The sequence below is a fragment of the Streptomyces sp. NPDC058198 genome (genome assembly GCF_042882605.1).
GTDB lineage: Bacteria > Actinomycetota > Actinomycetes > Streptomycetales > Streptomycetaceae > Streptomyces.
Genome location: NZ_JBHVVP010000003.1, coordinates 501790 through 527269, shown reverse-complemented (window position 1 = coordinate 527269; position 25480 = coordinate 501790). Strand labels below are relative to the sequence as shown.

The window sequence follows — 25480 nt, the reverse complement described above, 5'->3', positions numbered from 1 at the left end:
AACGCCCGGATACGCTCCTAACTCTTACGGGGGCCTTCGGCCCGGAGCGGCCACTGCCCCGACGACCTGACCTGTCGATGGGGCTGGAGAATGATCGAGGCAGTCGGCCTGACGAAGCGCTACGGCGCCAAGACGGCCGTGTACAACCTTTCCTTCCAGGTACGGCCCGGATATGTCACCGGGTTCCTGGGCCCCAACGGTTCCGGCAAGTCGACGACGATGCGGATGATCCTCGGACTCGATCAGCCGACCTCGGGCCAGGTGACGGTCGGCGGGCATCATTTCCGGCAGCTGCCCAACGCGCCGCGCCAGGTCGGCGCGCTCCTCGACGCCAAGGCGGTGCACGGCGGCCGCAGCGCCCGCAACCACCTCCTCTCGCTGGCTCAGCTCTCCGGAATCCCGGCCGCCAGGGTCGACGAGGTGCTCGGTGTCGTCGGCCTCCAGGACGTCGCCCGTAAGCGCTCGAAGGGCTTCTCGCTCGGTATGGGCCAGCGGCTCGGTATCGCGGCGGCGCTGCTCGGCGACCCGCAGGTGCTGCTCTTCGACGAGCCGGTCAACGGCCTCGACCCCGAGGGCATCCTCTGGGTCCGCAATCTGATGAAGCAGCTGGCCGGCGAGGGCCGTACGGTCTTCGTCTCCTCGCATCTGATGAGTGAGATGGCTCTCACCGCCGACCAGCTGATCGTGATCGGCCGGGGTCAGCTGCTCGCCGACATGAGTGTCACGGACTTCATCTCGGCCAACTCCGCGGACTTCGCCCGGGTGCGCACGCCGGGGACGGAACCGGAGCAGCGGGAGAAGCTGATGTCCTCGCTCACGGAGGCGGGCGGCCAGGTGATGTCCGAGCCGGACGGCGCCCTGCGGATCACGGGGCTGCCGCTGGCGCGGATCAGCGATCTGGCGCACGAGGCGGACGTACGGCTCTGGGAGCTCTCGCCGCACCAGGCGTCGCTGGAGGAGGCGTACATGCGGATGACGCAGGGCGCCGTGGACTACCGCTCGACGGCCGACGCGCTGGCCGGGTTCCAGCCGCCGCAGCTGCCCGGCTACGGGCCGCAGGGCTACGGGCAGGGAGAGCAGGGGTACGTGGCGCCAGTCGCCCCGGAGGTGCCGCAGCAGGGCTGGTACGCCCCGCCGCCGCCCGGGGAGAACCCGTACGCGAACGCGGCGCCGGCTCCCCAGGCGGCCGCTCCCGCAGTCGCTCCTGTGGCGGCTCCTGTGGCGGCTCCCGCAGCGGCTCCTGTGGCGGCGGCGCCGGCATCCGCCGCGGACCTGACGAAGCACGACAGCAGCGAGGACACCCGATGACGACCCCGTACCAGCAGGCCCCGCCCGCCCCGCAGTGGCAGGGCGGGCCCGTGGGCGGCTACACCTCGCCGATCCCGGTCCGCCGGGCCACGCTCGGCGACGCCCTGGCCTCCGAGTGGACCAAGCTCCGTTCCGTACGCTCCACGATGTGGACGCTCGGCATCATGATCGCGCTGATGCTGGGCATCGGGCTGCTCGTGGCGGTGACCATCGTCGCCGCGGACGCGGCCACCGATGACGAGTCCGCGCTCGCACTCGGCTTCTTCGGCGTGCTGCTCGGCTCGATCTGTGTGATGACGCTGGGGGTGATGACGATCGCCTCGGAGTACGGCACGGGGATGATCCGTACGACCCTGACCGCGTGCCCCAGCCGGGCCCGGGTGCTGACGGCGAAATCGCTGGTCTTCTTCCTGCTGGTCTTCGTGATCACGACGGTGACCACGGCGATCGTCGGCGCGCTGCAGACCGCGATCCTGGACGCCACCTCGCCCACCGGTTCCGAGTGGCTCAAGGCGACGGTCGGCGTCGGCCTCTATCTGGCCACGCTCGGCCTGCTGTCGCTGGCGGTCGGCACGCTGATCCGGCACTCGGCGGGTGCGATCACGATCATGATCGGTGTGGTCCTGCTGCCGCTGGTGCTGGCGATGTTCATGTTCTCGCAGTCGCTCGACGGCCTGCGGACGGCCCTGTTCGAGTACTCGATCCCGAACCAGCTCGGGGTGTTCTACAACAACACCGTCACCGCCGCGGGCACTTCGGGCCCTTCCGGCTGGGATCCGCTGTGGATCCTGGCGGGCGTGACGGCGGTCGTGATGTCCGGCGCCTTCTTCGCGCTCGACAAGCGCGACGTGTGAGCCGCTGAGCCCACGCGTCGGTACGTCGCCAGTACTTCGCCGGTACCTCGTCAGTACGTGCCGTCAGTACGTGTCGTCAGTACTTCGGCGCGTTACGGGACCGCTGCACCCGCGTGGTGCGGCGGTCCTTCGCGTTCCAGCAGGCCTGGTGCCAGTGGCGCCGGTCCTCCACGCCGCCGAACTCCGGCCAGGCGACCACATGCGCGACGCCGGAGGGGATCTCCTGGTCGCATCCCGGGCAGCGATACCGCTTGCCCGCGGCGCTCGCCCCCGCTACATGACGGACCGACCACTCCTCGCCCTGCCAGGACTCCGACCGCTGGAAGCCGCCGTACCGGTCGCCCGCCTCGCCCTCACCGGCTCGCTCGATCGGTTTCTCGCCGCCTCGGGGGCGGTTGCGGCGCGGGGACACAGGACACCTCACGGGGCCGACAGCACGGTTCTCCTCCAGCCTACGGCCCGTACCACCGGGTAGATGTCCCGGACGGCACAGGACCGCCACCCCCACAGATGGTACTTACCGGACAATCGCAAGAACTTCACGGATGACCGTGCCTTTGGCACGTGTCAGACGTTGTTGCCAGTAGGGGGAGCCGCGTCGGCCGCAAGGAGGCAGAAGGCGATGCGTATTGGAGCTTTTGTACTGGCGGCGCAGTTCCCGGGCCAGGGACAGGGTGAAGCGCTGCACAGAGCGGTACGCACCACCGAGCTGGCCGAGGAATCCGGACTGGATTCGGTCTGGCTGGCCGAGCACCACTTCGTGCCGTACGGCGTGTGCCCGTCGGCCGTGACCCTGGCCGGGCTGCTCCTCGGCCGTACCCGACACATCCGGGTGGGTACGGCGGTCAGCGTGTTGCCGAACGTACATCCGGTGGCCCTCGGCGAGCAGGCCGCGCTGCTCCATCTCGTCTCCGGCGGGCGGTTCTCGCTCGGTGTGGGCCGGGGCGGCCCCTGGGTCGATCTGGAGGTCTTCGGCACGGGTCTGAGCGCGTACGAGCAGCACTTCCCCGAGTCGCTGGAGCTGCTGCTGCGCTGGCTGCGCGAGCCCCGGGTGTCGGCCTCGGGGGAGCGCTTCAATTTCCGCGAAGTCCCCGTCGTACCAAGGCCGGACGAGCTGATCGACGCCCACGCGGAGGCCGGTGGCGGGGGCGGCGGAGGGCCGGAGGTGGTGGTGGCGTGCACCTCGCCGAAGAGCGTGAAACTCGCCGCCGAGAACGGCCTGCCGATGCTGCTGGGGATGCACTGCGGCGACGAGGAGAAGGCGGAGATGGTCGCCCTGTGGCGCGATCACGCGCGCACCGCGGGCCGGACGGCGACGGAGATCGCGACCGCCGGGCATGTGTCGGCCGGGGTCGCCCAGATCGCGGACGGCCGGGCCGAGGCGACGGAGAGCCTCGTCAAGGCGATGCCCGGCTGGCTGCGGCAGGGGCTCGGCGCCCATGTGACGGTCGACGGCAGGCCCCGGTCGATGCGCGACCCGGTGGCGTACACGGAACTGCTGTGCGGACTGCATCCGGTGGGTCCGCCCCGGCTGGCCGCGGACCGGCTCGCGGCCACCTCGGAACGTACCGGCATCACACGCTTCGCGCTGCTCGTCGAGGGCTCCGGCGATCTGGCGACGACGGAGGAGAACGTACGACGGCTGGGGACCGAGGTCCTGCCGCTGCTGCACTGACCGCCGGCCGGGCGAACGACGGCCGTGCGAGCGTCGGTTGCGCGACCGTCAGTGGTGCGAACGTCAGTGGTGCGAACGCCGGGTGTCCGACCGTCGTTCGAGCGGTACGGGCCGCTGCCGCTCCGGCACCCCATGGCACCTCCCCCCGCGGTGCGGAGCGACAGCAAGCGACGTCAGCAGTCCCGCAGTTCCGGGGACTGGTTGAGCAGTTGGGCCCTTACCGAGGTGAAGCGGGCCAGCCGCTCATCGACCGAGGTGTCCAGCGGGAACACCGCCACACGGTGGCAGTTCTGGAATGCGATACGCACTCCGAAGTGCCGCTGCAGTGCGCCGCGTATGGCATCACTCGCCAGCGCGCGCAGCAGCTGGCCTCGAGCCTGCTCGTCCGGCGGGGGCGTCTGATTGTCGGCGAACTGTCCGCCGTCCACCTTCAGCTGGACCACCAGAGAGCTGATCATCTCCCATGCGAAGGGCAGGGAGGTCCGGACGCAATCGACGAAAGCCGCTTCGTCGACCTCGCCTCGCTCGGCCTGATCCAACAGAGCCGGTGAGACGTCGAGCGACATGGGTTCTCCTCTCGCGACCCCGGGAATCGGGGCCTTTCGGGCAGGGAAGGAGGCGACGACGACGCAGCGTGCACGACCGGCGACCTCCTGCATCCACGTTAGGCGCGTGACCCGGCCCGCACCAGGCGAATGGGAACACAACCGGCCAATAACGAAGGGGGCTTCCGGGGCGAATCGCGCCCGGCACCGCCGGTCGAGTAGCGTTGCCGACCATGCGTCTCGTCATTGCCCGCTGCTCCGTGGACTACGCGGGCCGGCTCACCGCCCACCTGCCCTCCGCTCCCCGCCTCATCCTGGTCAAGGCCGACGGCAGTGTGTCGATCCACGCCGATGACCGGGCGTACAAACCGCTGAACTGGATGTCGCCGCCGTGCACGCTCAAAGAGGGCGTGGACGAGGAGGCCGGCGTCTGGACCGTCGTGAACAAAGCGGGCGAGAAACTGATCATCACGATGGAGGAAGTCCTTCACGATTCCTCGCATGAGCTCGGCGTCGACCCGGGCCTCATCAAGGACGGCGTGGAAGCGCACCTCCAGGAACTCCTCGCGGACCGTATCGACACGCTCGGCGCGGGCTACAGCCTGATCCGCCGCGAGTACCCCACGGCCATCGGCCCGGTGGACATCCTGTGCCGGGACGCGGACGGCGCGACGGTGGCGGTGGAGATCAAGCGGCGCGGCGAGATCGACGGGGTCGAGCAGCTCACCCGCTACCTCGAACTCCTTAACCGCGACCCCCATCTGGCCCCGGTCAAGGGCCTGTTCGCGGCCCAGGAGATCAAGCCGCAGGCCCGGGTCCTGGCAACGGACCGCGGCATCGGCTGCGTGGTCCTCGACTACAACGGCCTGCGCGGCATCGAGGACGACAAGCTCCGCCTGTTCTGACGCGTACACACACGCGGGGGCCGCCCAAGGGCGGCCCCCGCGCCATGAGCACGGTGCGTAGACTCCCCGACTCATGAAGGTGCTGATCTCAGTTGACATGGAGGGCATCTCGGGGATCGTGCATCCCACCGAGACGAATCCGGATCGCTACGACTACGAGCGCGGCCGGGCGTTGATGACGGCTGATGCGAACGCCGTGATCGCCGGCGTCCTGGACGCCGAACCCACTGCTGTGGTTCTGGTAGCCGACGCACACGGGCCTTTCCGTAACCTGCTGCCGGAGGAACTTGACCGACGGGCACACCTGGTTCGTGGCAAGCCGCGCCCGCTGGGCATGCTCGGCGGGCTCGACGAACACACCGACGCTGTCCTGTTGGTCGGCTACCACGCCCGCGCCGGTCGCGGGCCGGCTGTGCTGGCGCACACCATGAGCGACAACGTCCTCGACGTGCGCGTGGCCGGGCGTTCCATGGGTGAGATCGGGCTCAACGCAGCTATGGCCGGACATTTGGGCGTGCCGGTGGTGCTGCTCAGTGGTGACGACATCGCCTGCGCCGAACTGGGTGATCTGGTCCCCTCCGCGGTCACCGTCGCGGTCAAACAAGCCCTCGGTCAGGCTGCCGCTGTCGTCCTGCACCCCGAAGAAGCGCGGGATCGCCTGCGCCGGGCGGCGGCCGAAGCCATGACGCGGCGTGCAGGGGTTTCGCCGCTGACCCTTGCCGGACCACTTGATGTCGAGGTCGACCTCTACGGCACGTACATGGTTGAGCTGGCGACACTCGTGCCAGGTGTCTCACGCGCTGGGGGCGGCCGTACGGTCACCTTCACCGCCACCGACTTCGCCGAGGCCTACCGGCTGGTCCTGCTGCTCGTCCAGCTCGCCACCATCAAACCCGGCTAGCACTGGGTTCGCCGTGTTGGTGGTTCGTGGCGGTCGGATGTGTGGTGACGTCCGATCCGACCGGTGAGGCTGAGGCGTGCGGGCGTCAGCGGAGGTGGCTGCGGTCGCCGGCCGGCGGACTGCTGGTGCGGGTCAACTCCCGTTGCCGCCAGGCTCCGGGTGGGTCTCCGTGATGGCGCCGGAAGGCCGCGGCGAACGCGTAGGGCGAGCCGTAGCCGATCACGTGGGCGATTTTCGCCAGGCCCAGCTCGCCGTTGCGCAGGTAGTCGCGGGCCAGGGCCATTCGCCAGTCCGTCAGGTATTGCATCGGTGTCTGGCCGAGCGCGTCCCGGAAGGTTCGTGCGAAGGCCGCCCGGGACAGTCCGCTGATCTCGGCAAGCTCGGGGACCGACCACGGGTGCCCGGCATCCTCGTGCATGGCTTGCAACGCCGCGTTCAGCCGGGGGTCCGCCGAGGCCCGGTACCAGCGAGGTGCGGTAGCGCTCTGACGGAAACTGGTACGGATGGCAAGCACCAGAAGTATGTCGAGGAGCCGGTCCAGCACAGTGGGCTGACCCGGCTCAGGGGAAGCCAGCTCGCGGGACAGCAGGCCAATCACGTCGCGCAGGGGATCGCCGACGGCCGCCGAGAGTGGCAGCACCTGAGGCAGCGCATCGAGCAGGCCGCTGCCGATGTCCCCCGAAAACCGGTAGGCGCCGCACAGGAACACCGTGGCCCGCGGGTCGTCCGCGCGTCCGTCGCGCCTGTGACGCTCCCGGAACTCCTCCGGTTCGAGGCAGTCGGCGCCGGGTTCATGGCCGATGTAGTGGTCGGGGCCCCCGCGCACAAGTGTCACGTCGCCCGGCGAGAGCTCCATCGGGCTCTGAGAGTCGTCGTCGAACCACAGCCACCCCCGCCCCCGTACGACAGCGTGCACCGCGAGCTGGATCGAGCCCCCCAGCCGCAATCCCCAGGGGGGCGTGGCCACTGTTCGAGCGAAAACAGCGCCCGAGGCGCGCGCTCTCACCAGGTGGTCGTCCAGCAGATCCATGCGCCAAGTATTAAGCCAGACAATCACAGCGGTCAATTATATGAGCGTTCAAAACAAAGGAATGAGAGAATCACGCATTGATTCGCTCGATACCCGCTCTCACCATGGAGTCATGACTGATTCACAGCAGACGACACTTGTGCTCGGCGGTACCGGACGAACCGGCTCGCTGGTGGCGCGGAAACTCATCGAGCGGGGTCTGCCTGCGCGTACGGCCTCGCGCCACGGCGCCGACGTGCTGTTCGACTGGGACGACCCGGCTACGCATCCCCGTGCCCTGGACGGCGTCGACCGCGTCTACCTCGTCACGCCCGTCATGCGGGCCAAGTACGCCGGCCTGGTCTCCGACTTCCTCGATCGTGCCGCAGGAGCCGGGGTGCGGCACGTGACGTACCTCAGCACCTACGGCAGCGACCAGGCACCACCGGAGGTCGACATCCGGGCCGTCGAGCTCGACCTCGCGGGCCGAGGAGCCTTCACCCACTCCGTCCTGCGTCCCGCGTGGGTCATGCAGAACTTCAGTGACGAACACCTGCCGGTCATCGAAGGTGCCATCACCGTACCGACCCGCGGCGGCGCGGAAGCCTTCGTCGATGCCGAGGACATCGCGGCGGTCGCGGTGGAGACGCTGGTCGACCCCGACGCCCACGTCGGCGCGCAGTACGCGCCGGCCGGCCCCCGGTCGCTCGCGGTCAGCGAGGTCGCCGACATCATCGCCGACGTGATCGGCGGACCCGTCACCCACAACGACATCGACCCCGACGCATGGATCGGCGGTGCGATCGCAGGCGGCTTCGTACCCGCCGACTACGCCGTGATGCTCCGCTGGCTGACGGGGACCATCATCTCCGGCAACGGTTCCCGGCCGAATGACGACGTTGAGAAGGTCACGGGCAGGCCGCCGGTCACCTTCCAGGACTTCGCCCGGCGGAACGCACGCGCGTGGACCCTCCAGGCGGCCAAGTGACCACGCCCATCAACGACTTCGATGACTTCGACGACTTCGCGGCGCTGGATCCCTTCTTCCGAATCATCGAGGAAGGACTGGCGGGCTTCGTTGACGGACAGCACTTCTTCGATCTCCTGGCGGAAGACGTCATCTTCGACTATGTGATCTCCGTTCCCGGATACCCCCGACGGGTTGAGGGACGCCGGGCCGTGGCGGAGCTGTACCGCGGCTACGGCAGCACCATGGTCCTGCGCAGCGCGGACGAACTGGCCGTTCACCGGGATCATGAGGCGTCGGTGATCGTGCTTGAGTACGCGGTGCACGGGCAGGCAGTCCACACCGGGCGGACCTACGACAACCGCTTCGTCTCTGTGATCACAATCAAGGACCGCAAAGTCACGCACTGGCGGGACTACCTGGACCCCGTCGCAGTCTTCAACGCACTCGGATGGCCCGCCCAGTAACGGCCGACAAGCGGCGGCAGCCATGCGGCCAACGTGGCCACGCGGTCAGTGGAACGCCGGCGGCGCCGGCGGCGCGAGGCGCGAGGGCGCCCGCCCTCGAAGAGGGGGCGGGCGCTCTCGCTGTGGTGCCTTTCATGGGGCGGCTACTGCTCGGTGAACTCGCCGTCCATGACACCGCGGACGAACGCGCTGAACTCGTCCGTGGTGAAGACCAGCGCGGGGCCGTGTGAGTTCTTGCTGTCACGCAGTGCGCGACGGCCATCCGGCATCACGGCGACTTCCGCGCAGTTGCCGTTGTTCCCGGAGTACGAGGACTTCACCCACTCAAGCCCCACTGCTGAAGCAGATTCGATGTAAGGCTTCATCCTTCTATTCCATTCCCTTTATGGCGTCCACGATGAGCTCCCGTGACCTGCTGACGTTCGCGGCGGCCATGTTGAGCCGTCGAAACAGCATCGTGTATGTCTCTACGTCGGCCACCTCCTCGTAGTACAACGTGCTGGTGGGTGACTCGGTGTAAATGATGTCGGTCTCTGCCGAGGTCGGAAAACTCATGATGACGAACGGCCCGAACAGGCACACGTTCATCGGATCTTCCCGTGGCAACACCTGGAACTGGATGTTCGCCTCTCGACTGGCCTCAAGCAGGGCTTCGAGCTGTGCTCTCATCACCTTGGAGCCACCGACACGGTGGAGCAGGGCGCCTTCCGTCACGATCACCCGCAGCTGAAGTGGATTTTCGCGGGTCAGGATCTTTCGACGTTCACGTCGCACGTTGATCTGTGCTTCAGCCTGTTCCGGAGTGGCATCCGGCGCTTGGAGTTGGACCAGCGCTTTCGTGTACTCCGGAGTCTGGAGCAAGCCCGGGACCAAATTGGTCTCGACGTTGTACAGCTCTGCGGCGTCCCACTCGACGGAGACGTATGCAGCGTAGGCAGAATCAACAGCGTTGGCGTAGCGCGACCACCAGCCTTTTTGTTTGGCCTCACGTGCGAGAAGTTCGATATCGCTGCGCTCGGCGGGGTTCGTCATGCCGTACGCATCCATCAGGGCACGAAGATCCGGCAGCCGAACACCGGACTGGGCGTTCTCGATGCGCCCGATCTTCGATTCAGCCGACCCAAGCACCTTCGAAGCGTCAGCATGCGTCAGCCCGGCGTCTGTTCGCAGGTCGCGGAGTCGCCTTGCCAGCCTTCGCTGACGGATCGTCGGGTTGCTGTTGGTGGGCACTTGCGCGCCGCCTCCTTTACATCTTCTTGCAGGTCAAGTGTGCCGTCCGCCGACTGTGAGAGCAACAGTCCTTCGCCACTCCCCAAAGTGGGGACTTGACACTTTCCAAGGGTTAAGAATGACTGTCCGAAGGACTGAACGGGCGCGCTATCGGCATTATCGACCCGGCGCGAGAGCGGCTCGAGTTGAAGCGCGAATTATCCAAAAGGTGGGGACTCCCCGAAGTGGGGGACGCCTTGAAGTCGGCGGTCTCCGAGTTGGTTGCCACGCGCGGCGAAAGACAGTCGCGTCACCGTCACATATCGCCTGGACGATGAACGTCTTTGGGTTGAGGTGCGCGACTGGGCGAGCGGTACCCCGCGGGCGGTCCGCCCCGATTCAAGGGAGAGCGACGACGCCGCGATCGGTCGAGCTCCACGGGGACAAGGGCTACGGCGTCGAGTCCTCCAGCGGGCGGGGTCGGCACCGCTGGACCTTCGGGCGGACGGTGTCGCTGGCCGGCCGGATGCCGCCGCCCGCACCGCCGTGAGCAGGTTCCGTTGTCAGATGAGTGGGGTCGGCTCGGCCCGCCGCGCAGTCAGGGCTGAGGTCCGGTCCTGACTCACCACGTCACTTCTCCTGCATCCAGGCGAGCGTGATCTGGCTCTCGCTGAATCGCCAGCCGGCCGATGTCCGCACCGCGGTGCAGGCCACGCGCAGACCGCTTGTCCGATGGGGCGCTTCGCCGTTGCGGTAGAAGTACGTGAGCTGGTTCGCGGTGGCCTTCGCGCGGTCACCGTCAACCTGCACCAGCACGTCCCCGTGCACGTGTTGGGTGTGCTCTCCCTCGACCTGGCTTCGCTTCAGGTGGGCGGTCACCTCATCGAGGCCGTGCAGCTCGCCCCGAGGCGAGCGCACCACGACGTCGTCGTGGTAGACGGTGTCGGCGTCTTCGTGGCGGCACTCGTCCAGCAGGTTGGCCAGGCGGGCGAACAGGTCGGCGATCCCGGTGAGCACGGCCGGCGGTCCGGGCGATGAAACCCCCGAGCGCTTGACGGCGAAGCCGAGTTGGCTGATCACCCAACTGGCCGTGCACGCCCGCCGGCTGGTGTCCGACGGCTTCACCGCCGCCGGGGCGCGCGGGTATCACTACCGCATCCTGGCGGCACTGCACGAGTTCGGGCCCGCCAGCCAGGCAGAACTCGGCCGCCGGGGCCGTATCGACCGCAGCGACGTCGTGGCGGCCATCAACGAACTGGTCGAGCAGGGCTTCGTCGACCGGACGCCGGACCCAAACCACGGACGGCGCAACAAGGTGACCCTCACCAGGGGCGGCGCCCGGCAACTGCGACGCATGGACGGGGTGCTCGATCAGGTGCAGGACGACCTGCTCAAACCGCTGTCGGCCGAGGACCGACAGACCCTGACCCGCCTGCTCACCCGAGTTCTCGCCCAGCACGAACCGGAATGACCGCCGCTCTCGCCCGACCCTGGATGGGCTCCGAGACAGCTTGCTGACGGGCCCCGGATCCAGAAGGCCGCCCGCGGGCGGCCCCTGCGCCATGTCCGGGCCCCGCCGCATGCCGGACAGCGTCGGCGCCGACATGGCCTACAGCGGTCGAAGGACCCGGGCCTACCTGCGCAGGCGCGGTGACCGGCACGTGATTGCGGAGATCACTTGGGCACCGGCACTGCCGCCGCGCTCCTCATACGGCTCCGATCGTGATCGGAGAGAGCACTGAGGAGCTGTCCGGCCGATCATGTGAGTCGTTAGGCTGCCGCCTTGTCTGGAGAGGGGTGTGGATGTGGTGATGGCCCGCGAGGCTGCCGTTGCGTTGGTGCAACGGATCATGAATGCGGACTATGCCGACGATGACGAGCTGGACGGCTGGTTGGACGAGCTCGACAAGGCCTTTGCCTGTCCGAGCGGCTACGTCAGTGACCTGATCTTCTGGCCCGAAGGGCCGGAGTCGTCGGCGGCCGAGGTGGTCGATCAGGCTCTGGCCTACCGGCCGTTCGCGCTCTGAGAGAGCCTCAGGCTCGCAGCCAGAAGATGACCAGGGCCGCCGCGGTGACGGGTGCCGAGGAAGACGTAGCCGCGCTTGTCATAGCGGGTCGCGACGGCTCGGGAGTTCTTCAGCTTGTTGATGGCCCGCTCGACCGTGTTGCGCTTCTTGTACCGGTCTTCGTCGAAGCCCGGTGGCCGCCCGCCTCGTGATCCCTTCCCGGCGGGTGGCCTGGCTGTCGGTCTTCTCCGGGATCGTGTGCCGGATGCCCCGTCGTCGCAGGTACTGGCGGCAGGGACCGTTGCTGTAGGCGGGCGCCGGCCGCGTGCTGGCGCGCGCACGGTCGTGGAGTCCACCGCCACGTCCCAGCCGATCCCGCCCGCCGCGTCGGCCGAGGCCTGGACCTGCTGCGGCAGCCGTTCCCAGGTTCCGTCGGCCGACCACAAGCGGTGGCGTTCGTAGACCGTCTGGGCGGGTCCGGTTAGAGGAATGTGTCGTCGGGCTCCGGGGTGGGTTCGGTGATGCTGGGGGATGTGCCGCTTGCCGTGGTGGCGGGTTCCGACGGGGATGTCGGGTCGCCGGTGGGCGTCTCGGACGGCGAGGTCGAGGGGGTGCCCGACGGGCTCGACGACGGGCTGCCCGGCGGCTTGGTGGAAGGGCTCGTCGGCGGCTTGGTCGGGGGCTTCGGCGGCTTGCCCGGCGTCGACGGATTGCCGGCCGGGGACGAACTGCTGCCGGTGGAGCCGCCCGGCGTCGACGCCGTACCCGAAGGCGCTCCGCTGCCCGTCGGTGCGGACGTACCGGGAACGCCCGCCTCGGACTGGCCGCCGCCGGGGCGGTGGGTCGAGCCGTCGGTGGGCTGCTCGGCGGGCAGGCCCTCGTCGCTGTCGTCCGGGTCGGTCTGTTCCGTCTGGACCCTGTCCGTCGGCGTGTTGTCGTTGCCCGAGGTCGCGCCCAGCGTCACCACCGTGCCCAGTACGGCCGCGAGGACCGCGCCCGCGCCGGCCGCGACCAGGTTGCGGCGGGCGCCGCCGGCAGCCGGGCGACGACCGTGCGCCGCGGGCCTGGGCCTGGGGCCGGGACCGGGACCGGCAGCGGAACCCGAACCCGAGCCGGAGCCCGAGCCCGAGCCCGAACCCGCGGCGGCGCTCGGGCCGGGGCCGAGTGCCGGGACGTCGCGCCGGGTGACCAGCGCCCTGCTCTCGACCGGGGCCGGCAGCGCCGGCAGTCCGGGCAGCGCCGGTGCGCCGCCGTGCGGCGACGTCTGCTCCTCGTACCGCGCGAGCGTCATCTCCTCGCCCACGGGCGCGCGTCCGCCGGACAGCGCCTTCTCGCGGTCCGTGACCAGGGCCAGCGCCCTGCGTCCCGCGACCGTGCCGCTCTTGTCGGCGACGGCCCCGCGCATCCCGATCGAGGCCTCCAGTTCGGCCCGGGCCCGGTCCAGATTTCCGACGCAGAGCGCGAGCACGCCCAACTCATGGTGGAAGTACGCCTCTTCCGCGACCTCCCCGGCGAGCCTGGCGGCCTCCGAGCCGGCCCGCAGGGCCCGCTCCCAGGCGCCCCAGTGCAGCCCCGCCAGGAAGGCGGGCGCGGCGCTGCGGGCCAGCAGGACGGCGGCGCTCGGGTGCCCCGACTCCTGGCCGGGTACCAGCGGCCCCATCGACGCGAGGACGGCGTCCGCCTCGGCGGCGGCACGCTCGGGCGTGACCGAGGGGTGGCCGGCCCACCAGGCGTAGTGCTGGGCGGCGGTGTGCGCGTGGGCCACGGCGTCGTCGCCGTACCCCTTCTCCTCCAGCTGGGCGGCGACTCCGGCGGCGAGCCGGTAGCGCCCGCCGACCGGGGTGAGCAGCGCACAGCTCATCAGTTCGCCGAGCGCGGCGTCCGCGTGCGTGTCGCCCACCAGGGCCGGCAGATGGGCCTGGTGCGGGACTTCGCCGCCGAGGGCGACGGCGAACCGCAGGGTGGCGCGGGCGGCCTCGCTCAGCCGGGAGGCGAGCAGCGCCGCGGGCGCCGCGCCCTCACCGAGGCTGGGCAGGGGTACGTCGTACCCGTCGCGCGTGTCGAACAGCGCGTTCACGGCAGCCTGGTCGAAGGGCTCGAACTCGTCGAAGGCCTCCGGGCCGCGGCGCAGCCGGTCGCGCTGGCGCAGCAGCGCCGCCGCCTGGACGAAGCGCAGCGGCAGTCCCTCGGACTCGAACCAGAGGTCGCCCGCCCAGTTCGCCTCCTCGTCGGTGAGCGGCCGTTCGACGGCGCGCTCCAGCAGTTCCAGCGAGGCGCCGCGGCCCAGGCCGCCGAGCAGGACCTCGTCCAGGGGCGCGTCCGCCGACGGCTCGTCGATGTCGGGAGTCACGGCGAGCAGGTAGGCGCACTCGGGTGTGGCGGCCAGCAGTTCGTCCAGCGGTTCGCCGCCGAACTCCAGGTCGTCCAGGACGACGACCGCGCCGATGTCACGGACCAGTTCGAGCAGTCCGGCGCGATCGGGCCGGTGGAGCGCGGACCGGTGGACGGCCGCGTGCAGCTCGTACAGCAGCTCGGTGACGGTGCGGCGATAGCCGGAGAGCCGTACGACTCCGTCGGGCGCGAGAGCGGCGCAGTCCATCGCGACGGCTTCGAGCAGTGCGGTGCGTCCTGAGCCGGCGGGTCCGGTGAGGCGTACGGAGCGGCCGCGGCCCAGCAGCCGTATCAGCTCGGCGCGTTCCTCCCGCCGCTGCAGCAGCGGCAGCGGCGGCGCCGCCGGTCCCGGCGGTACGGGCGGCCGGCCGGCGCGCTGCAGATCGGCCCGTTCCTTGGCGTCGCGCCGGGCGGGGGCGGCGGGCTGTCTCCCCGGCGGGCAGAGCTCGATCTCACTGCCGTCGACGGGATTTACGGTCAGCAGGAAGTCGCCCGAGATCAGCTGGACCGTGCGGACGGGCACCGGCGTGGCGGAGCTGGCGCCCTTGAGATGTCCCAGGGAAGAGGTGATCGGGGGCGGGCTCGCGGGAGCGAGCGCCGGTGTGATCGCGGCGGTGATCGCCGGCGTGATCGCGACACGCGGCGGACGCTGCGAGTCCGCGCGCCCGCCGACGTGTTCGCCGTCGTGCCCGTACTCTTCCGGTCCCCGGCTCATCGGGTCCATGGTGAAAGCCCCCAGATCGTGGCGTGCCGTTACCCCCCGGCCCTCGCACGCCCATCCAGTCCGGTGCCTGCTCTATGGGTCCGTCAATCGGCAGACGGCCGAACCCTAGACCTCCGCAGGGTATCCGCGAACAGGCGGGGTGCCACCCCGTCCAAGACGTCACGGTCTCGTGATGATTGTGCGATGTGGCCGGGTCAGACCCGAGGGAGCGACTCTGCGGCGATTCCGCCCTCGATGGCGAGAATGCGGTGCAATCGGGTGGCCACCAGCAGTCTCTGCATCTGTGGCGGGACGCCACGCAGCACAAGTCTGCGGCCACAGCGCCCCGCACGTCGGTGGGCTCCCATGATGACGCCGAGTCCCGTGGCGTCCCAGGAGTCCAGATCGGTCAGGTCGAGCACGAGATCGCCGGCTCCGTCGTCGACGGCCGAGTGCAGGACCGTACGGGCGTCCGCCGCGCTGCGGACGTCGAGGCGGCCCTCGACGACCAGCTCGGCGTGGTCGCCCCTGATGTGCATATGCGCTCCCCGAGAGTGCTTCTGTGCTCCGTTGTCTGTTCTGTCTTCCAACAACTGACTGCCGTGCGGCCGAAGAAGTTGCCGTCCGTAAGCGAACCGATACCGAATTCACCCTGTGGGGGCGGTACCGGGACGGCCTGCGCGGTTCAGTGCTTGTAGAACCCCTGCCCGCTCTTGCGGCCGATGTCACCCGCGTCCACCATCCGGCGCATCAGCTCCGGCGGTGCGAACTTCTCGTCCTGCGACTCGGTGTAGATGTTGCCGGTCGCATGGAGAAGGATGTCGACGCCCGTCAGATCGGCGGTGGCCAAGGGGCCCATGGCGTGGCCGAACCCCAGCTTGCAGGCGGTGTCGATGTCCTCCGCGGACGCGACGCCCGACTCGTAGAGCTTGGCGGCCTCGACGACGAGCGCGGAGATCAGTCGTGTGGTGACGAAGCCTGCCACATCGCGGTTGACGACGATGCACGTTTTGCCCACGGATTCGGCGAACTCCCGTGCGGTGGCGAGAGTTTCGTCGCTCGTCTTGTAGCCGCGGACCAGCTCGCAGAGGCGCATCATCGGCACCGGTGAGAAGAAGTGCGTACCGACGACACGCTCCGGGCGCTCGGTGATCGCCGCGATCTTGGTGATCGGGATGGCCGAGGTGTTGGAGGCGAGGACGGCGTCGTCCCGTACGAGCTTGTCGAGCGTACGGAAGATCTCGTGCTTGACGTCGAGCTGCTCGAAGACGGCCTCGACGACGATGTCCGCGTCGGCGACGGCGTCGAGGTCGGTGGTGGTGGTGATCCGGGCGAGCGCCGCGTCGGCGTCCGCCTCTTCGAGCTTGCCCTTGGTGACGAACTTGCCGAAGGAGGCCCGGATGCCGTCGATTCCCCGGGCCAGGGCCGCATCGGTGACATCACGCAGTACGACGTCCCAGCCCGCCTGGGCCGAGACCTGCGCGATACCCGACCCCATGAGTCCGGCCCCGATGACGGCGAGCTTCCTGGCCACGACGCACCCCACGATTCCTCTTCGGCCTTAACATCCTGTTTACCTTTGCGTGCTCTGCCGGAGGTTAGCGTCCGCGGACGGCCGTGTGGCGGTGAAGAGATGCGCGTCACGTCTCACATGACGGACATCACACCGGCGGGGTCCATCAGGCGCCGCGTACCGCGTACTTGAGCACCGTTTCCCCCCGGATCTCTTCCATGTCGTCCATGGGGCCCCACCGCCCCCGCCCGGCACCGCGCCGAGTCTTCGGCCGCCACGCCTGCCACCACGCGGGCGCGGCCTAGGCTGGCCGTATGGTCAATCTGACGCGTATCTACACCCGTACCGGCGACAAGGGCACGACGGCGCTCGGCGACATGAGCCGTACCGCCAAGACCGATCTGCGGATCTCCGCCTACGCCGACGCCAACGAGGCCAATGCCGCCATCGGTACGGCCATCGCCCTGGGGCAGCTTTCCGAGGAGGTCGTGAAGGTCCTCGTCCGCGTCCAGAACGACCTGTTCGACGTGGGCGCCGACCTGGCCACGCCGGTGGTGGAGAACCCGGAGTTCCCGCCGCTGCGGGTCGAGCAGCCGTACATCGACAAGCTGGAGGCGGACTGCGACCGGTTCCTGGAGGAGCTGGAGAAGCTGCGCAGCTTCATCCTGCCCGGTGGTACGCCGGGGGCGGCGCTGCTGCACCAGGCCTGCACGGTGGTACGGCGTGCCGAGCGCTCGACCTGGTCGGCGTTCGAGGTCCACGGCGAGCTGATGAACCCGCTGACGGCGACGTATCTGAACCGTCTCTCCGACCTCCTGTTCATTCTCGCGCGGGTGGCGAACAAGGAGGTCGGAGACGTGCTGTGGGTGCCGGGCGGCGAGCGCTGAGCCGTTGGGCAGCGAGGCCCGGATCAGCGCTCCACGCGCGCCGGGGCCTTCTTCGGCCAGATCGCGTACGTCAGGGCGATCACGCCGTGGATCCCGGCGGCCCGCACCGCGGTGAGCTGCCAGTCGGTCAGCGGTCCGGTCCTGCTCGCGTCGTCCACGTACCAGATCGCGATCTGGAGCAGGCCGGCCGCGACCGCGGCGGCCAGGACCGTACGCAGCCACAGCGTGCCCTCGTGCTTCGCGCGGGCCAGGCCGTAGCGCGGCGGCTTCACCGGTGGCGGGCCGCCGGCGAAGCGGTGGGCGGCGTGGCCGTCGATCCAGCTGATCGTGTAGTGGCCGTAGGCGACGGTGTAGCCGAGGTAGAGCGCGGCCAGGCCGTGTTTCCAGTCCGGCTCCGCGCCGTTCTTGAGGTCGATGGCCGTGGCGACCAGCAGGACGACCTCCAGCAGGGGTTCCAGCAGCAGGACGGCGGCGCCCGCGCGCGGCATCCCGGCCGGATAGCGCAGCGCCAGCCCGCCGGCCAGCAGGACCCAGAAGCCGGCCTCGCAGACGACGATCAGCGTGACGATCACGGCACTTCTCCCTCCGGTCCCCTCCAGCCTCCTGTCCTGAAGCCCCGCACACGTCGTCGTCAGTGACGAACCGTCACTGCATCCTTCGATGTACTCGCCTCTCCCCCGGTACGTGGAGGACGGTGCGCGGCGGGCCGTGTTTGATGGAGGGGTGACCGCTTCCCTCCGTCCGCACCGTGACGACGTCCTGATCGCCGCGGCCGGCCTGCTCGGCGGCCTCGTCCTGTGGACACTCGGTGTGCACACCCAGGTGGGCGGACCGCTGCCCGGTGCGTGGGCGCTGATACCGATGACCGTCCTCGCGGGGCTGGAGCTGCTGCGCAGGACCGCGCCCCAGACCGCCCTGGTCCTCGGCACGCTCGGCCTGATCGCCGATCAGTTCACGGGCACCAGTCTCGCGACGGTGCTGATGTTCACGGACATCGTGTACGCGGCCGTGCTGTACGGGACGCCCGCCGCCGCCCGCCGTATCCCCTGGACCACCGCGCTGGTCACGGTCGCGGTGACCATCGGGTTCGCCGCGTGGTTCCGCTCGGCGGACGCCCTGCTGATCGGCGTGGTCACCGCGCTGATCAGCTTCGCCCCCGCCACCACCGGGGTGCTGGTGCGCAACCACCGGGACGCCGCGGAGGCGGCCCGGCTGCGGGCCGAGCAGACCGCGCTGCTGGCCGAGATCGACCGGACCCAGGCGGTGACCGCGGAGCGCGCCAGGATGGCCCGTGAGCTGCACGACATGGTCGCCAACCATCTCTCCGCCATCGCGATCCACTCGACCGCCGCGCTCTCGCTGGACGACGCGCGGACCACGCGCGAGGCGCTCACCGTCATCCGGGAGAACAGCGTCGACGGGCTGGCCGAGATGCGCCGGCTGATCGGGCTGCTGCGGGACAGCGGGGCCGACACGGAGCCCGCCGCCGCGCCGACGCTGGCCGCGCTCGACACGCTGCTGGAACAGGCCGGGACGAACGGCGCCTCCAGCGGGCTCACCTTCACCCTGGACGACCGGCGCGGCGCGGGGCCGAAGCTGCCCACGCCCGTCGAGCTGGCCGCGTACCGCATCGTCCAGGAGTCGCTGACCAATGCCCTCAAGCACGCGGCGCCCGGCCCGGTCGCCGTCGAACTGGACTGTTCGGAGGAGGCGTTGACCGTACGGATCGGGAGTCCTTTCGGTGACCGGTCAGGACCGCGCGCGCCGGGGTCCGGCGCCGGTCTGGTCGGGATGCGGGAGCGGGCCGCGCTGCTCGACGGCGTGTTCGAGGCCGGTCCCGCCGGCACCGGTGACGGCGGCACGATCTGGCAGGTACGGGCGGAACTGCCCGTCGGGGAAGGGCGGGGGACGGTATGACGATCCGGGTTCTGGTCGCCGAGGACCAGGCGTCGGTGCGCGCGGGGCTGGTGCTCATCCTGCGCAGCGCGCGGGACATCGAGGTCGTCGGGGAGGCCGCGGACGGCGCGGAGGCGGTCGTCCTGGCCCGGGAACTGCGGCCCGATCTGGTGCTGATGGATGTGCAGATGCCACGGCTCGACGGGGTGTCGGCGACCCGGCAGGTGGTCGCGGAGGGGCTCGCGGAGGTGCTGGTGCTGACGACGTTCGATCTGGACGAGTACGTCTTCGGGGCGCTGCGGGCCGGGGCGGCGGGCTTTCTGCTCAAGAACGCGGAGGCCGGGGATCTGCTCACGGCGGTACGGACGGTGGCGCGCGGCGAGGGTCTGATCGCCCCGGCCGTCACCCGCCGGCTGATCGCCGAATTCGCGGCGCCGAAGCCCGTACGAGCCGTGAACGCGCCCGTTCCCGCGGCGCTGGAGGCGCTCACGCGCCGGGAGCGTGAAGTGCTCTCCTGCCTGGGCGAAGGGCTGTCGAACGCCGAGATCGCGGTCCGGCTCGGGATGGCAGAGGCGACGGGGAAAACGCATGTCAGCAGGGTGCTCGGCAAGCTGGGGCTGCGCAGCCGGGTGCAAGCCGCCGTCCTCGCTCAGGAGTTGGGTATCTGACCGGTGCGTGCCCGCCCGGTGCCCCAACCGGCCCGCCTTTGGTCTGGACCTATTGACGAGTGGTCCAGACCTTCCTACTCTCACCGCACACGCTGCGGTGAGCCGTCGCAGGGTGAGCAGTGCACGGACCACCCCCGGATTGTCCGGTACTCACCTGAGGAGCACGCTTGAACACCCAACCCATCCTCCGCAGACCCCGATTCAGATCCAGAACCGTCGCGGGCCTTACCGCGCTGCTGCTTCCGCTGGCAGCCATGGTGGGACTGGCCAGCCCCGCGGAGGCCGCCACCTCGGCGACCGCCACCTACAGCAAGGCCTCCGACTGGGGCACGGGCTTCGAGGGCAAGTGGACGGTGAAGAACACCGGCACCACGAGCATCGCCTCCTGGACCGTGGAGTGGGACTTCCCCTCCGGCACGGCCGTCACCTCCGGCTGGGACGCCGACATCACCGGCGCGGCCAACCACTGGACCGCCAAGAACAAGACCTGGAACGGCACCCTCGCCCCCGGCGCCTCGGTCAGCTTCGGCTTCAACGGCACCGGTACGGGATCCCCGTCCGGCTGCAAGCTGAACGGCGCGTCGTGCGACGGCGGACCCAGTGTCCCCGGCGACAACCCGCCCTCCGCCCCCGGCACCCCGACCGCCAGCGAGATCACCAACACCTCGGCGAAGCTGAGCTGGACCGCGGCGACGGACGACAAGGGCATCAAGAACTACGACGTCCTGCGGGACGGCGCGAAGATCGCCACGGTCACCGGTACGACGTACACCAACACCGGTCTGACCGCGGGCACCGACTACTCGTACACCGTCCAGGCGCGTGACACGGCCGACCAGACGGGGCCGGTCAGCGGTTCCCGCGCGGTCCGCACCACCGGCGGTGGCGGCGGCGAACCCCCCACGGGCGGCAAGGTCAAGCTCGGTTACTTCACCGAGTGGGGCGTCTACGACCGGAACTACCACGTCAAGAACCTGGTGACGTCCGGTTCCGCGTCCAAGATCACGCACATCAACTACTCGTTCGGCAATGTCACCGGCGGCAAGTGCGTCATGGGTGACAGCTACGCGGCGACCGACAAGGCGTACACCGCCGACCAGGCCGTCGACGGCGTCGCCGACACCTGGGACCAGCCGCTGCGCGGCAACTTCAACCAGCTGCGCAAGCTCAAGGCGAAGAACCCGAACATCAAGGTCCTCTGGTCCTTCGGCGGCTGGACCTGGTCCGGCGGCTTCCCGGACGCCGTGAAGAACCCGACGGCCTTCGCGCAGTCCTGCTACGACCTGGTGGAGGACCCCCGCTGGGCCGATGTCTTCGACGGCATCGACCTGGACTGGGAGTACCCGAACTCCTGTGGTCTGTCCTGTGACACCAGCGGCGCCGCGTCCTTCAAGAACATGATGCAGGCCATGCGTGCCAAGTTCGGCGCGAACAACCTGGTCACCGCGGCCGTCACGGCGGACGCGTCGGCCGGCGGCAAGATCGACAAGGTCGACTACGCGGGAGCAGCCCAGTACATGGACTGGTTCAACGTGATGACCTACGACTTCTTCGGCGCCTTCGCCGCGCAGGGCCCGACGGCTCCGCACTCCCCGCTCACCTCGTACCCGGGCATCCCGCAGGCGGGCTTCAACTCCGCCGAGGCGATAGCCAAGTTCAAGGCGCAGGGCGTGCCGGCCAAGAAGCTGCTGCTCGGCATCGGCTTCTACGGGCGCGGCTGGACCGGCGTGACCCAGGCCGCCCCGGGTGGCACCGCGACCGGCGCCGCGCCGGGCACGTACGAGGCGGGCATCGAGGACTACAAGGTCCTCAAGAACACCTGCCCGCCCACCGGCACCATCGCCGGCACCTCGTACGCCAAGTGCGGCACCAACTGGTGGAGCTACGACACCCCGGCCACCATCACGTCCAAGATGGCCTGGGCGAACCAGCAGGGCCTGGGAGGCGCGTTCTTCTGGGACTTCACCGGTGACACCGCCAACGGCGAGCTGGTGACCGCGATCAACAACGGGCTCGGATAGCCGTCAGCGCTCAGAGATGACAGAGATGAAGGGGGCGGCGCCCGAGCGCCGCCCCCTTCATCACGTCTCATCACGTCCCGGAGAGACCGGGGTCAGGCCACATTCACACGCTGTCCGGGCGGCGCCGCTTCGAGCCAGGCGAGAAAGCCGGTGAGCGCGTCGTCGCTCATGGCCAGCTCCAGGCGGACCCCGCGGTGCAGACAGCCGAGGACGACCGCGTCGGAGAGCAGCGCCAGCTCCTCCTCGCCGTGGGGCGCACGGCGGGCCAGCACCTCGATCGCGGAGCGCTCCAGGGTGCGGCGCGGCCGCGGGGCGTAGGAGAAGACCCGGAACCAGTTGATCCGGTCCCCGTTGTAGCGGGCGACGCCGTACACCCAGCCCTTGCCGGAGAGATCGGTCTCCTCCGGCACGTTCCAGCGCAGACTGCAGTCGAAGGTCCCGCCCGAGCGCTGAATCAGCCGCCGGCGCAGACCGAAGACGAAAAGCCCCACCGCAACCAGCACGACGACCAGTCCGCATACGAGCAGAGCGAGGACCATCAACACCGACCTCCTCGCCTCATCCAGTACCGGACCAAGAACCGCACCTGCACCTGCATCGCCTCAGCCGCGACCCGGTCCGGAGAGTCCGGAACGGGCCGCGGCTGAGGTTGAATCCATTGCGAAAGCAGCGCTTAACGCACCGCCACCGCTCGCAGCCGGACGTCGGCGCGCCGCTCGGCGGCGTCGTCGTCGGCCGACTTGGCGCGCTCCAGCGCATGCTCCGCGCGCTGGGTGTCGATCTCATCCGCGAGCTCGGCGATCTCCGCCAGCAGCGAAAGCTTGTTGTCGGCGAACGAGATGAAGCCGCCGTGCACAGCGGCGACGACCGTTCCACCTTCACTCGTACGGATGGTCACAGGGCCCGACTCCAGCACACCGAGAAGCGGCTGGTGACCGGGCATGACGCCGATGTCGCCGGACGCGGTGCGCGCGACGACCAGGGTGGCCTCGCCGGACCAGACACTGCGGTCCGCGGCGACCAGCTCGACATGCAGCTCAGCAGCCATGGGTGGCTCCTCGGGTCACCACCCGGCTGTTCGGCCGGGTGTTGGGCTTAATTCTATGGGGTGGCGATGAGAGCGTCGGAGGGGGGCGGGACGAACCCGCCCCCCTCCGTGAACCGAACGGTTCAGGAGACGCCGAGCTCCTTGGCGTTGGCCTTGAGGTCCTCAATGCCACCGCACATGAAGAACGCCTGCTCGGGGAAGTGGTCGTACTCACCGTCGCAGATCGAGTTGAACGCGGTGATCGACTCGTCGAGCGGTACGTCCGAACCGTCCACGCCGGTGAACTGCTTGGCGACGTGGGTGTTCTGCGACAGGAAGCGCTCGACGCGACGGGCACGGTGGACAACGAGCTTGTCCTCCTCGCCCAGCTCGTCGATACCGAGGATCGCGATGATGTCCTGGAGGTCCTTGTACTTCTGCAGGATTCCCTTGACACGGGTCGCCGTGTCGTAGTGGTCCTGCGCGATGTAGCGCGGGTCCAGGATCCGGGACGTGGAGTCCAGCGGGTCCACGGCCGGGTAGATGCCCTTCTCGGAGATCGGACGGGAGAGCACCGTCGTCGCGTCGAGGTGGGCGAAGGTGGTGGCCGGAGCCGGGTCGGTCAGGTCGTCCGCGGGGACGTAGATCGCCTGCATCGAGGTGATCGAGTGACCGCGGGTCGAGGTGATGCGCTCCTGCAGGAGACCCATCTCGTCCGCCAGGTTCGGCTGGTAACCCACCGCGGACGGCATACGGCCGAGCAGGGTGGACACCTCGGAACCGGCCTGGGTGTACCGGAAGATGTTGTCGATGAAGAAGAGCACGTCCTGCTTCTGCACATCGCGGAAGTACTCCGCCATGGTCAGACCGGCCAGCGCGACGCGCAGACGGGTGCCCGGGGGCTCGTCCATCTGACCGAAGACAAGCGCCGTCTTGTCGATGACGCCGGACTCGGCCATCTCCTCGATGAGGTCGTTGCCCTCACGGGTACGCTCACCGACGCCCGCGAACACCGACACACCGTCGTGGTTGTTGGCGACGCGGTAGATCATTTCCTGGATCAGCACGGTCTTGCCGACACCGGCACCACCGAACAGACCGATCTTGCCGCCCTTGACGTACGGGGTCAGCAGGTCGATGACCTTGACGCCGGTCTCGAACATCTCGGTCTTGGACTCGAGCTGGTCGAAGGCCGGGGCCTTGCGGTGGATCGGCCAGCGCTCGGTGATCTCCGACTCGGCCTCGGGCTTGTTCAGGATCTCACCGAGGGTGTTGAACACCTTGCCCTTGGTGATATCGCCGACCGGCACCGTGATGCCGTTGCCCGTGTCGGTCACCGGGGCCTGGCGGACCAGACCGTCGGTGGGCTGCATCGAGATGGCGCGGACCACACCGTCACCCAGGTGCTGGGCGACCTCGAGGGTCAGCTTCTTGATCTTGCCGTCCTCGGCCGGGTCGGCCACCTCGACGGTCAGTGCGTTGTAGATGTCCGGCATCGCGTCGACGGGGAACTCCACGTCGACAACCGGGCCGATGACCCGCGCGACACGGCCAGTGGCCACGCCGGCAGGAGCGGTCGGCTCAACAGTGGTGGTCATTATTTGTCACTCCCCGCGGTCGCGTCGGCCAGGGCGCTGGCGCCACCGACGATCTCGCTGATTTCCTGGGTGATTTCGGCCTGGCGGGCCGCGTTGGCAAGCCGGGAGAGCGTCTTGATGAGCTCTCCGGCGTTGTCGGTCGCCGACTTCATCGCGCGGCGGGTGGCAGCGTGCTTGGAAGCAGCGGCCTGGAGCAGCGCGTTGTAGATACGGCTCTCGACGTAGCGCGGCAGCAGAGCGTCGAGGACGTCCTCCGCCGACGGCTCGAAGTCGAACAGCGGAAGGATCTCGCCCTTCGTACCGGACTCTTCAGCCGCCTGCTCGAGGCTGAGGGGCAGCAGCCGGTTCTGCACCGGCGTCTGCGTCAGCATCGAGACGAACTCGGTGAAGACGATGTGGAGCTCGTCCACGCCGCCCTCGGCCGTGTCCTGCTGGACAGCCGCGATCAGGGGCGCCGCGACCTCCTTGGCGTCCGCGTACGTCGGGTTGTCGGTGAAGCCGCTCCACGAGTCCGTGACCTTGCGCTCACGGAAGCCGTAGTAGGCGACACCCTTGCGGCCGACGATGTACGTGTCGACCTCCTTGCCCGCAGCGCGGAGCCGCCCGGAGAGCTGCTCCGCCGCCTTGATGGCGTTCGAGGAGTAGCCGCCGGCCAGACCGCGGTCGCTCGTGATGAGCAGGACCGCGGCGCGTACCGGTGACTCCACCTCGGTGGTCAGCGGGTGCTTGGTCGTCGATCCCGTCGCCACCGCGGTGACCGCGCGGGTCAGCTCGGTCGCGTACGGCGTGGAGGCCGCCACCTGGCGCTGCGCCTTGACGATGCGCGAGGCGGCGATCATCTCCATCGCCTTGGTGATCTTCTTGGTCGCGGTGACGGATTTGATGCGACGCTTGTAGACCCGGAGCTGGGCTCCCATGAGTCAGGTCCCT

Annotated in this window: 27 protein-coding genes and 1 pseudogene; 13 read left to right on the top strand and 15 right to left on the bottom strand. The window is 69.3% G+C overall.

Annotated elements, in window-relative coordinates; all coding sequences use genetic code 11:
- Window positions 1-90: 90 nt before the first annotated feature.
- Both ACFVWW_RS14690 and ACFVWW_RS14685 read left to right on the top strand, forming a co-directional pair.
- Window positions 91-1308, top strand: coding sequence for an ABC transporter ATP-binding protein (locus ACFVWW_RS14690; protein ID WP_386878204.1), 1218 nt, complete (start codon window positions 91-93; stop codon window positions 1306-1308).
- Window positions 1305-2162, top strand: coding sequence for an ABC transporter permease (locus ACFVWW_RS14685; RefSeq protein WP_384186450.1), 858 nt, complete (start codon window positions 1305-1307; stop codon window positions 2160-2162). Before ACFVWW_RS14690 ends, ACFVWW_RS14685 begins: the two co-directional genes overlap by 4 nt.
- 76 nt (window positions 2163-2238) lie before the next feature.
- Here the strand turns inward: ACFVWW_RS14685 and ACFVWW_RS14680 are convergent, their stop codons facing one another.
- Complete coding sequence (locus ACFVWW_RS14680; RefSeq protein ID WP_384186447.1) at window positions 2239-2574, bottom strand: ATP/GTP-binding protein; 336 nt, start codon at window positions 2572-2574, stop codon at window positions 2239-2241.
- 210 nt (window positions 2575-2784) lie between these two features.
- On the opposite strand from ACFVWW_RS14680, the gene ACFVWW_RS14675 reads away from it, so the two are divergent.
- A complete protein-coding gene (locus ACFVWW_RS14675) occupies window positions 2785-3837 on the top strand; it encodes an LLM class flavin-dependent oxidoreductase (RefSeq protein WP_386878203.1) in 1053 nt (350 codons plus the stop codon).
- Window positions 3838-4010: 173 nt separating this feature from the next.
- Here ACFVWW_RS14675 and ACFVWW_RS14670 read toward each other — a convergent pair whose 3' ends face one another.
- Window positions 4011-4403: an SCO5389 family protein gene (locus tag ACFVWW_RS14670; RefSeq protein ID WP_384186442.1), complete on the bottom strand. Its 393-nt coding sequence runs from the start codon at window positions 4401-4403 to the stop codon at window positions 4011-4013.
- 212 nt (window positions 4404-4615) lie between these two features.
- Here ACFVWW_RS14670 and nucS point away from each other — a divergent pair, with 212 nt between their 5' ends.
- Window positions 4616-5287 carry an endonuclease NucS gene (gene nucS / locus ACFVWW_RS14665; protein ID WP_384186439.1) on the top strand — a complete coding sequence of 224 codons (672 nt, stop codon included), beginning with the start codon at window positions 4616-4618 and terminating at the stop codon, window positions 5285-5287.
- A 73-nt stretch (window positions 5288-5360) separates the two neighbouring features.
- A complete protein-coding gene (locus tag ACFVWW_RS14660; RefSeq protein ID WP_386878202.1) occupies window positions 5361-6188 on the top strand; it encodes a M55 family metallopeptidase in 828 nt (275 codons plus the stop codon).
- A gap of 85 nt (window positions 6189-6273) precedes the next feature.
- On the opposite strand, the gene ACFVWW_RS14655 is transcribed toward ACFVWW_RS14660, so the two are convergent.
- A complete protein-coding gene (locus ACFVWW_RS14655) occupies window positions 6274-7218 on the bottom strand; it encodes an AraC family transcriptional regulator (RefSeq protein ID WP_386878201.1) in 945 nt (314 codons plus the stop codon).
- Between the two features lie 112 nt (window positions 7219-7330).
- Between ACFVWW_RS14655 and ACFVWW_RS14650 the strand changes: the two genes are divergently transcribed.
- Together ACFVWW_RS14650 and ACFVWW_RS14645 are read left to right on the top strand one after the other, a co-directional pair.
- A complete protein-coding gene (locus tag ACFVWW_RS14650) occupies window positions 7331-8185 on the top strand; it encodes an NmrA family NAD(P)-binding protein (RefSeq protein WP_386878200.1) in 855 nt (284 codons plus the stop codon).
- A complete protein-coding gene (locus ACFVWW_RS14645) occupies window positions 8182-8631 on the top strand; it encodes a nuclear transport factor 2 family protein (RefSeq protein ID WP_386878199.1) in 450 nt (149 codons plus the stop codon). Before ACFVWW_RS14650 ends, ACFVWW_RS14645 begins: the two co-directional genes overlap by 4 nt.
- A gap of 143 nt (window positions 8632-8774) precedes the next feature.
- Here the strand turns inward: ACFVWW_RS14645 and ACFVWW_RS14640 are convergent, their stop codons facing one another.
- The 3 genes from ACFVWW_RS14640 to ACFVWW_RS14630 form a co-directional block, all read right to left on the bottom strand.
- Entirely contained in the window at window positions 8775-8996 is a 222-nt protein-coding gene (locus ACFVWW_RS14640) for a DUF397 domain-containing protein (protein ID WP_384335519.1), read from the bottom strand.
- Between the two features lie 4 nt (window positions 8997-9000).
- Window positions 9001-9861, bottom strand: a complete 861-nt coding sequence (locus tag ACFVWW_RS14635) for a helix-turn-helix domain-containing protein (protein WP_386878198.1) — start codon at window positions 9859-9861, stop codon at window positions 9001-9003.
- A 609-nt stretch (window positions 9862-10470) separates the two neighbouring features.
- Window positions 10471-10857, bottom strand: coding sequence for a nuclear transport factor 2 family protein (locus tag ACFVWW_RS14630; protein ID WP_386878197.1), 387 nt, complete (start codon window positions 10855-10857; stop codon window positions 10471-10473).
- Here ACFVWW_RS14630 and ACFVWW_RS14625 point away from each other — a divergent pair.
- A complete protein-coding gene (locus tag ACFVWW_RS14625) occupies window positions 10850-11311 on the top strand; it encodes a MarR family winged helix-turn-helix transcriptional regulator (RefSeq protein WP_386878196.1) in 462 nt (153 codons plus the stop codon). The two genes, ACFVWW_RS14630 and ACFVWW_RS14625, sit on opposite strands and share 8 nt — an antisense overlap.
- Before the next feature lie 340 nt (window positions 11312-11651).
- A complete protein-coding gene (locus tag ACFVWW_RS14620) occupies window positions 11652-11867 on the top strand; it encodes an e9imm peptide (protein ID WP_384186488.1) in 216 nt (71 codons plus the stop codon).
- Window positions 11868-11874: 7 nt separating this feature from the next.
- Here the strand turns inward: ACFVWW_RS14620 and ACFVWW_RS14615 are convergent.
- The 4 genes and pseudogenes from ACFVWW_RS14615 to ACFVWW_RS14600 all read right to left on the bottom strand — a co-directional run.
- Window positions 11875-12325, bottom strand: a pseudogene (locus ACFVWW_RS14615) (IS5/IS1182 family transposase); the annotation flags it as partial.
- A 2-nt stretch (window positions 12326-12327) separates the two neighbouring features.
- On the bottom strand, window positions 12328-14961 hold the full coding sequence (locus ACFVWW_RS14610; protein WP_386878195.1) for an ATP-binding protein: 2634 nt from the start codon (window positions 14959-14961) through the stop codon (window positions 12328-12330).
- 194 nt (window positions 14962-15155) lie between these two features.
- Entirely contained in the window at window positions 15156-15479 is a 324-nt protein-coding gene (locus ACFVWW_RS14605) for an STAS domain-containing protein (RefSeq protein WP_384186406.1), read from the bottom strand.
- A gap of 146 nt (window positions 15480-15625) precedes the next feature.
- On the bottom strand, window positions 15626-16474 hold the full coding sequence (locus tag ACFVWW_RS14600) for a 3-hydroxyacyl-CoA dehydrogenase family protein (RefSeq protein ID WP_384186403.1): 849 nt from the start codon (window positions 16472-16474) through the stop codon (window positions 15626-15628).
- Between the two features lie 293 nt (window positions 16475-16767).
- Here ACFVWW_RS14600 and ACFVWW_RS14595 point away from each other — a divergent pair, with 293 nt between their 5' ends.
- A complete protein-coding gene (locus ACFVWW_RS14595) occupies window positions 16768-17340 on the top strand; it encodes a cob(I)yrinic acid a,c-diamide adenosyltransferase (RefSeq protein WP_384335544.1) in 573 nt (190 codons plus the stop codon).
- 23 nt (window positions 17341-17363) lie between these two features.
- On the opposite strand, the gene ACFVWW_RS14590 is transcribed toward ACFVWW_RS14595, so the two are convergent.
- Window positions 17364-17912: a hypothetical protein gene (locus tag ACFVWW_RS14590; RefSeq protein WP_386878194.1), complete on the bottom strand. Its 549-nt coding sequence runs from the start codon at window positions 17910-17912 to the stop codon at window positions 17364-17366.
- A 151-nt stretch (window positions 17913-18063) separates the two neighbouring features.
- Between ACFVWW_RS14590 and ACFVWW_RS14585 the strand changes: the two genes are divergently transcribed.
- The 3 genes from ACFVWW_RS14585 (at window position 18064) to ACFVWW_RS14575 (ending at window position 21925) form a co-directional block, all read left to right on the top strand.
- Window positions 18064-19257 carry a sensor histidine kinase gene (locus tag ACFVWW_RS14585; RefSeq protein WP_386878193.1) on the top strand — a complete coding sequence of 398 codons (1194 nt, stop codon included), beginning with the start codon at window positions 18064-18066 and terminating at the stop codon, window positions 19255-19257.
- On the top strand, window positions 19254-19904 hold the full coding sequence (locus tag ACFVWW_RS14580; protein ID WP_386878192.1) for a response regulator: 651 nt from the start codon (window positions 19254-19256) through the stop codon (window positions 19902-19904). The genes ACFVWW_RS14585 and ACFVWW_RS14580 overlap by 4 nt, the downstream gene beginning before the upstream one ends.
- Before the next feature lie 254 nt (window positions 19905-20158).
- Window positions 20159-21925, top strand: coding sequence for a glycosyl hydrolase family 18 protein (locus ACFVWW_RS14575; protein WP_386878327.1), 1767 nt, complete (start codon window positions 20159-20161; stop codon window positions 21923-21925).
- A 92-nt stretch (window positions 21926-22017) separates the two neighbouring features.
- Here the strand turns inward: ACFVWW_RS14575 and ACFVWW_RS14570 are convergent, their stop codons facing one another.
- The 4 genes from ACFVWW_RS14570 to ACFVWW_RS14555 form a co-directional block, all read right to left on the bottom strand.
- Window positions 22018-22464 (bottom strand): DUF2550 domain-containing protein, encoded by a 447-nt coding sequence (locus ACFVWW_RS14570; protein WP_384186388.1) that lies wholly within the window; start codon window positions 22462-22464, stop codon window positions 22018-22020.
- Between the two features lie 134 nt (window positions 22465-22598).
- Window positions 22599-22973 (bottom strand): F0F1 ATP synthase subunit epsilon, encoded by a 375-nt coding sequence (locus ACFVWW_RS14565; RefSeq protein WP_384186385.1) that lies wholly within the window; start codon window positions 22971-22973, stop codon window positions 22599-22601.
- A gap of 122 nt (window positions 22974-23095) precedes the next feature.
- On the bottom strand, window positions 23096-24550 hold the full coding sequence (gene atpD / locus ACFVWW_RS14560; RefSeq protein WP_384186382.1) for a F0F1 ATP synthase subunit beta: 1455 nt from the start codon (window positions 24548-24550) through the stop codon (window positions 23096-23098).
- Window positions 24550-25467 carry a F0F1 ATP synthase subunit gamma gene (locus ACFVWW_RS14555; protein ID WP_384186379.1) on the bottom strand — a complete coding sequence of 306 codons (918 nt, stop codon included), beginning with the start codon at window positions 25465-25467 and terminating at the stop codon, window positions 24550-24552. Before ACFVWW_RS14555 ends, atpD begins: the two co-directional genes overlap by 1 nt.
- Between the last annotated feature and the right edge of the window lie 13 nt (window positions 25468-25480).

What these genes read in the sequence shown, in the direction of transcription:
- ACFVWW_RS14690 (WP_386878204.1), top strand. Translation starts at nt 91, where the DNA reads ATGATCGAGGCAGTCGGCCTGACGAAGCGCTACGGCGCCAAGACGGCC.
- ACFVWW_RS14685 (WP_384186450.1), top strand. Translation starts at nt 1,305, where the DNA reads ATGACGACCCCGTACCAGCAGGCCCCGCCCGCCCCGCAGTGGCAGGGC.
- ACFVWW_RS14675 (WP_386878203.1), top strand. Translation starts at nt 2,785, where the DNA reads ATGCGTATTGGAGCTTTTGTACTGGCGGCGCAGTTCCCGGGCCAGGGA.
- ACFVWW_RS14670 (WP_384186442.1), bottom strand. Translation starts at nt 4,403, where the DNA reads ATGTCGCTCGACGTCTCACCGGCTCTGTTGGATCAGGCCGAGCGAGGC.
- nucS (WP_384186439.1), top strand. Translation starts at nt 4,616, where the DNA reads ATGCGTCTCGTCATTGCCCGCTGCTCCGTGGACTACGCGGGCCGGCTC.
- ACFVWW_RS14660 (WP_386878202.1), top strand. Translation starts at nt 5,361, where the DNA reads ATGAAGGTGCTGATCTCAGTTGACATGGAGGGCATCTCGGGGATCGTG.
- ACFVWW_RS14655 (WP_386878201.1), bottom strand. Translation starts at nt 7,218, where the DNA reads ATGGATCTGCTGGACGACCACCTGGTGAGAGCGCGCGCCTCGGGCGCT.
- ACFVWW_RS14650 (WP_386878200.1), top strand. Translation starts at nt 7,331, where the DNA reads ATGACTGATTCACAGCAGACGACACTTGTGCTCGGCGGTACCGGACGA.
- ACFVWW_RS14640 (WP_384335519.1), bottom strand. Translation starts at nt 8,996, where the DNA reads ATGAAGCCTTACATCGAATCTGCTTCAGCAGTGGGGCTTGAGTGGGTG.
- ACFVWW_RS14620 (WP_384186488.1), top strand. Translation starts at nt 11,652, where the DNA reads ATGGCCCGCGAGGCTGCCGTTGCGTTGGTGCAACGGATCATGAATGCG.
- ACFVWW_RS14610 (WP_386878195.1), bottom strand. Translation starts at nt 14,961, where the DNA reads ATGGACCCGATGAGCCGGGGACCGGAAGAGTACGGGCACGACGGCGAA.
- ACFVWW_RS14605 (WP_384186406.1), bottom strand. Translation starts at nt 15,479, where the DNA reads ATGCACATCAGGGGCGACCACGCCGAGCTGGTCGTCGAGGGCCGCCTC.
- ACFVWW_RS14595 (WP_384335544.1), top strand. Translation starts at nt 16,768, where the DNA reads ATGGTCAATCTGACGCGTATCTACACCCGTACCGGCGACAAGGGCACG.
- ACFVWW_RS14580 (WP_386878192.1), top strand. Translation starts at nt 19,254, where the DNA reads ATGACGATCCGGGTTCTGGTCGCCGAGGACCAGGCGTCGGTGCGCGCG.
- ACFVWW_RS14575 (WP_386878327.1), top strand. Translation starts at nt 20,159, where the DNA reads ATGGTGGGACTGGCCAGCCCCGCGGAGGCCGCCACCTCGGCGACCGCC.
- ACFVWW_RS14570 (WP_384186388.1), bottom strand. Translation starts at nt 22,464, where the DNA reads ATGGTCCTCGCTCTGCTCGTATGCGGACTGGTCGTCGTGCTGGTTGCG.
- ACFVWW_RS14565 (WP_384186385.1), bottom strand. Translation starts at nt 22,973, where the DNA reads ATGGCTGCTGAGCTGCATGTCGAGCTGGTCGCCGCGGACCGCAGTGTC.
- atpD (WP_384186382.1), bottom strand. Translation starts at nt 24,550, where the DNA reads ATGACCACCACTGTTGAGCCGACCGCTCCTGCCGGCGTGGCCACTGGC.
- ACFVWW_RS14555 (WP_384186379.1), bottom strand. Translation starts at nt 25,467, where the DNA reads ATGGGAGCCCAGCTCCGGGTCTACAAGCGTCGCATCAAATCCGTCACC.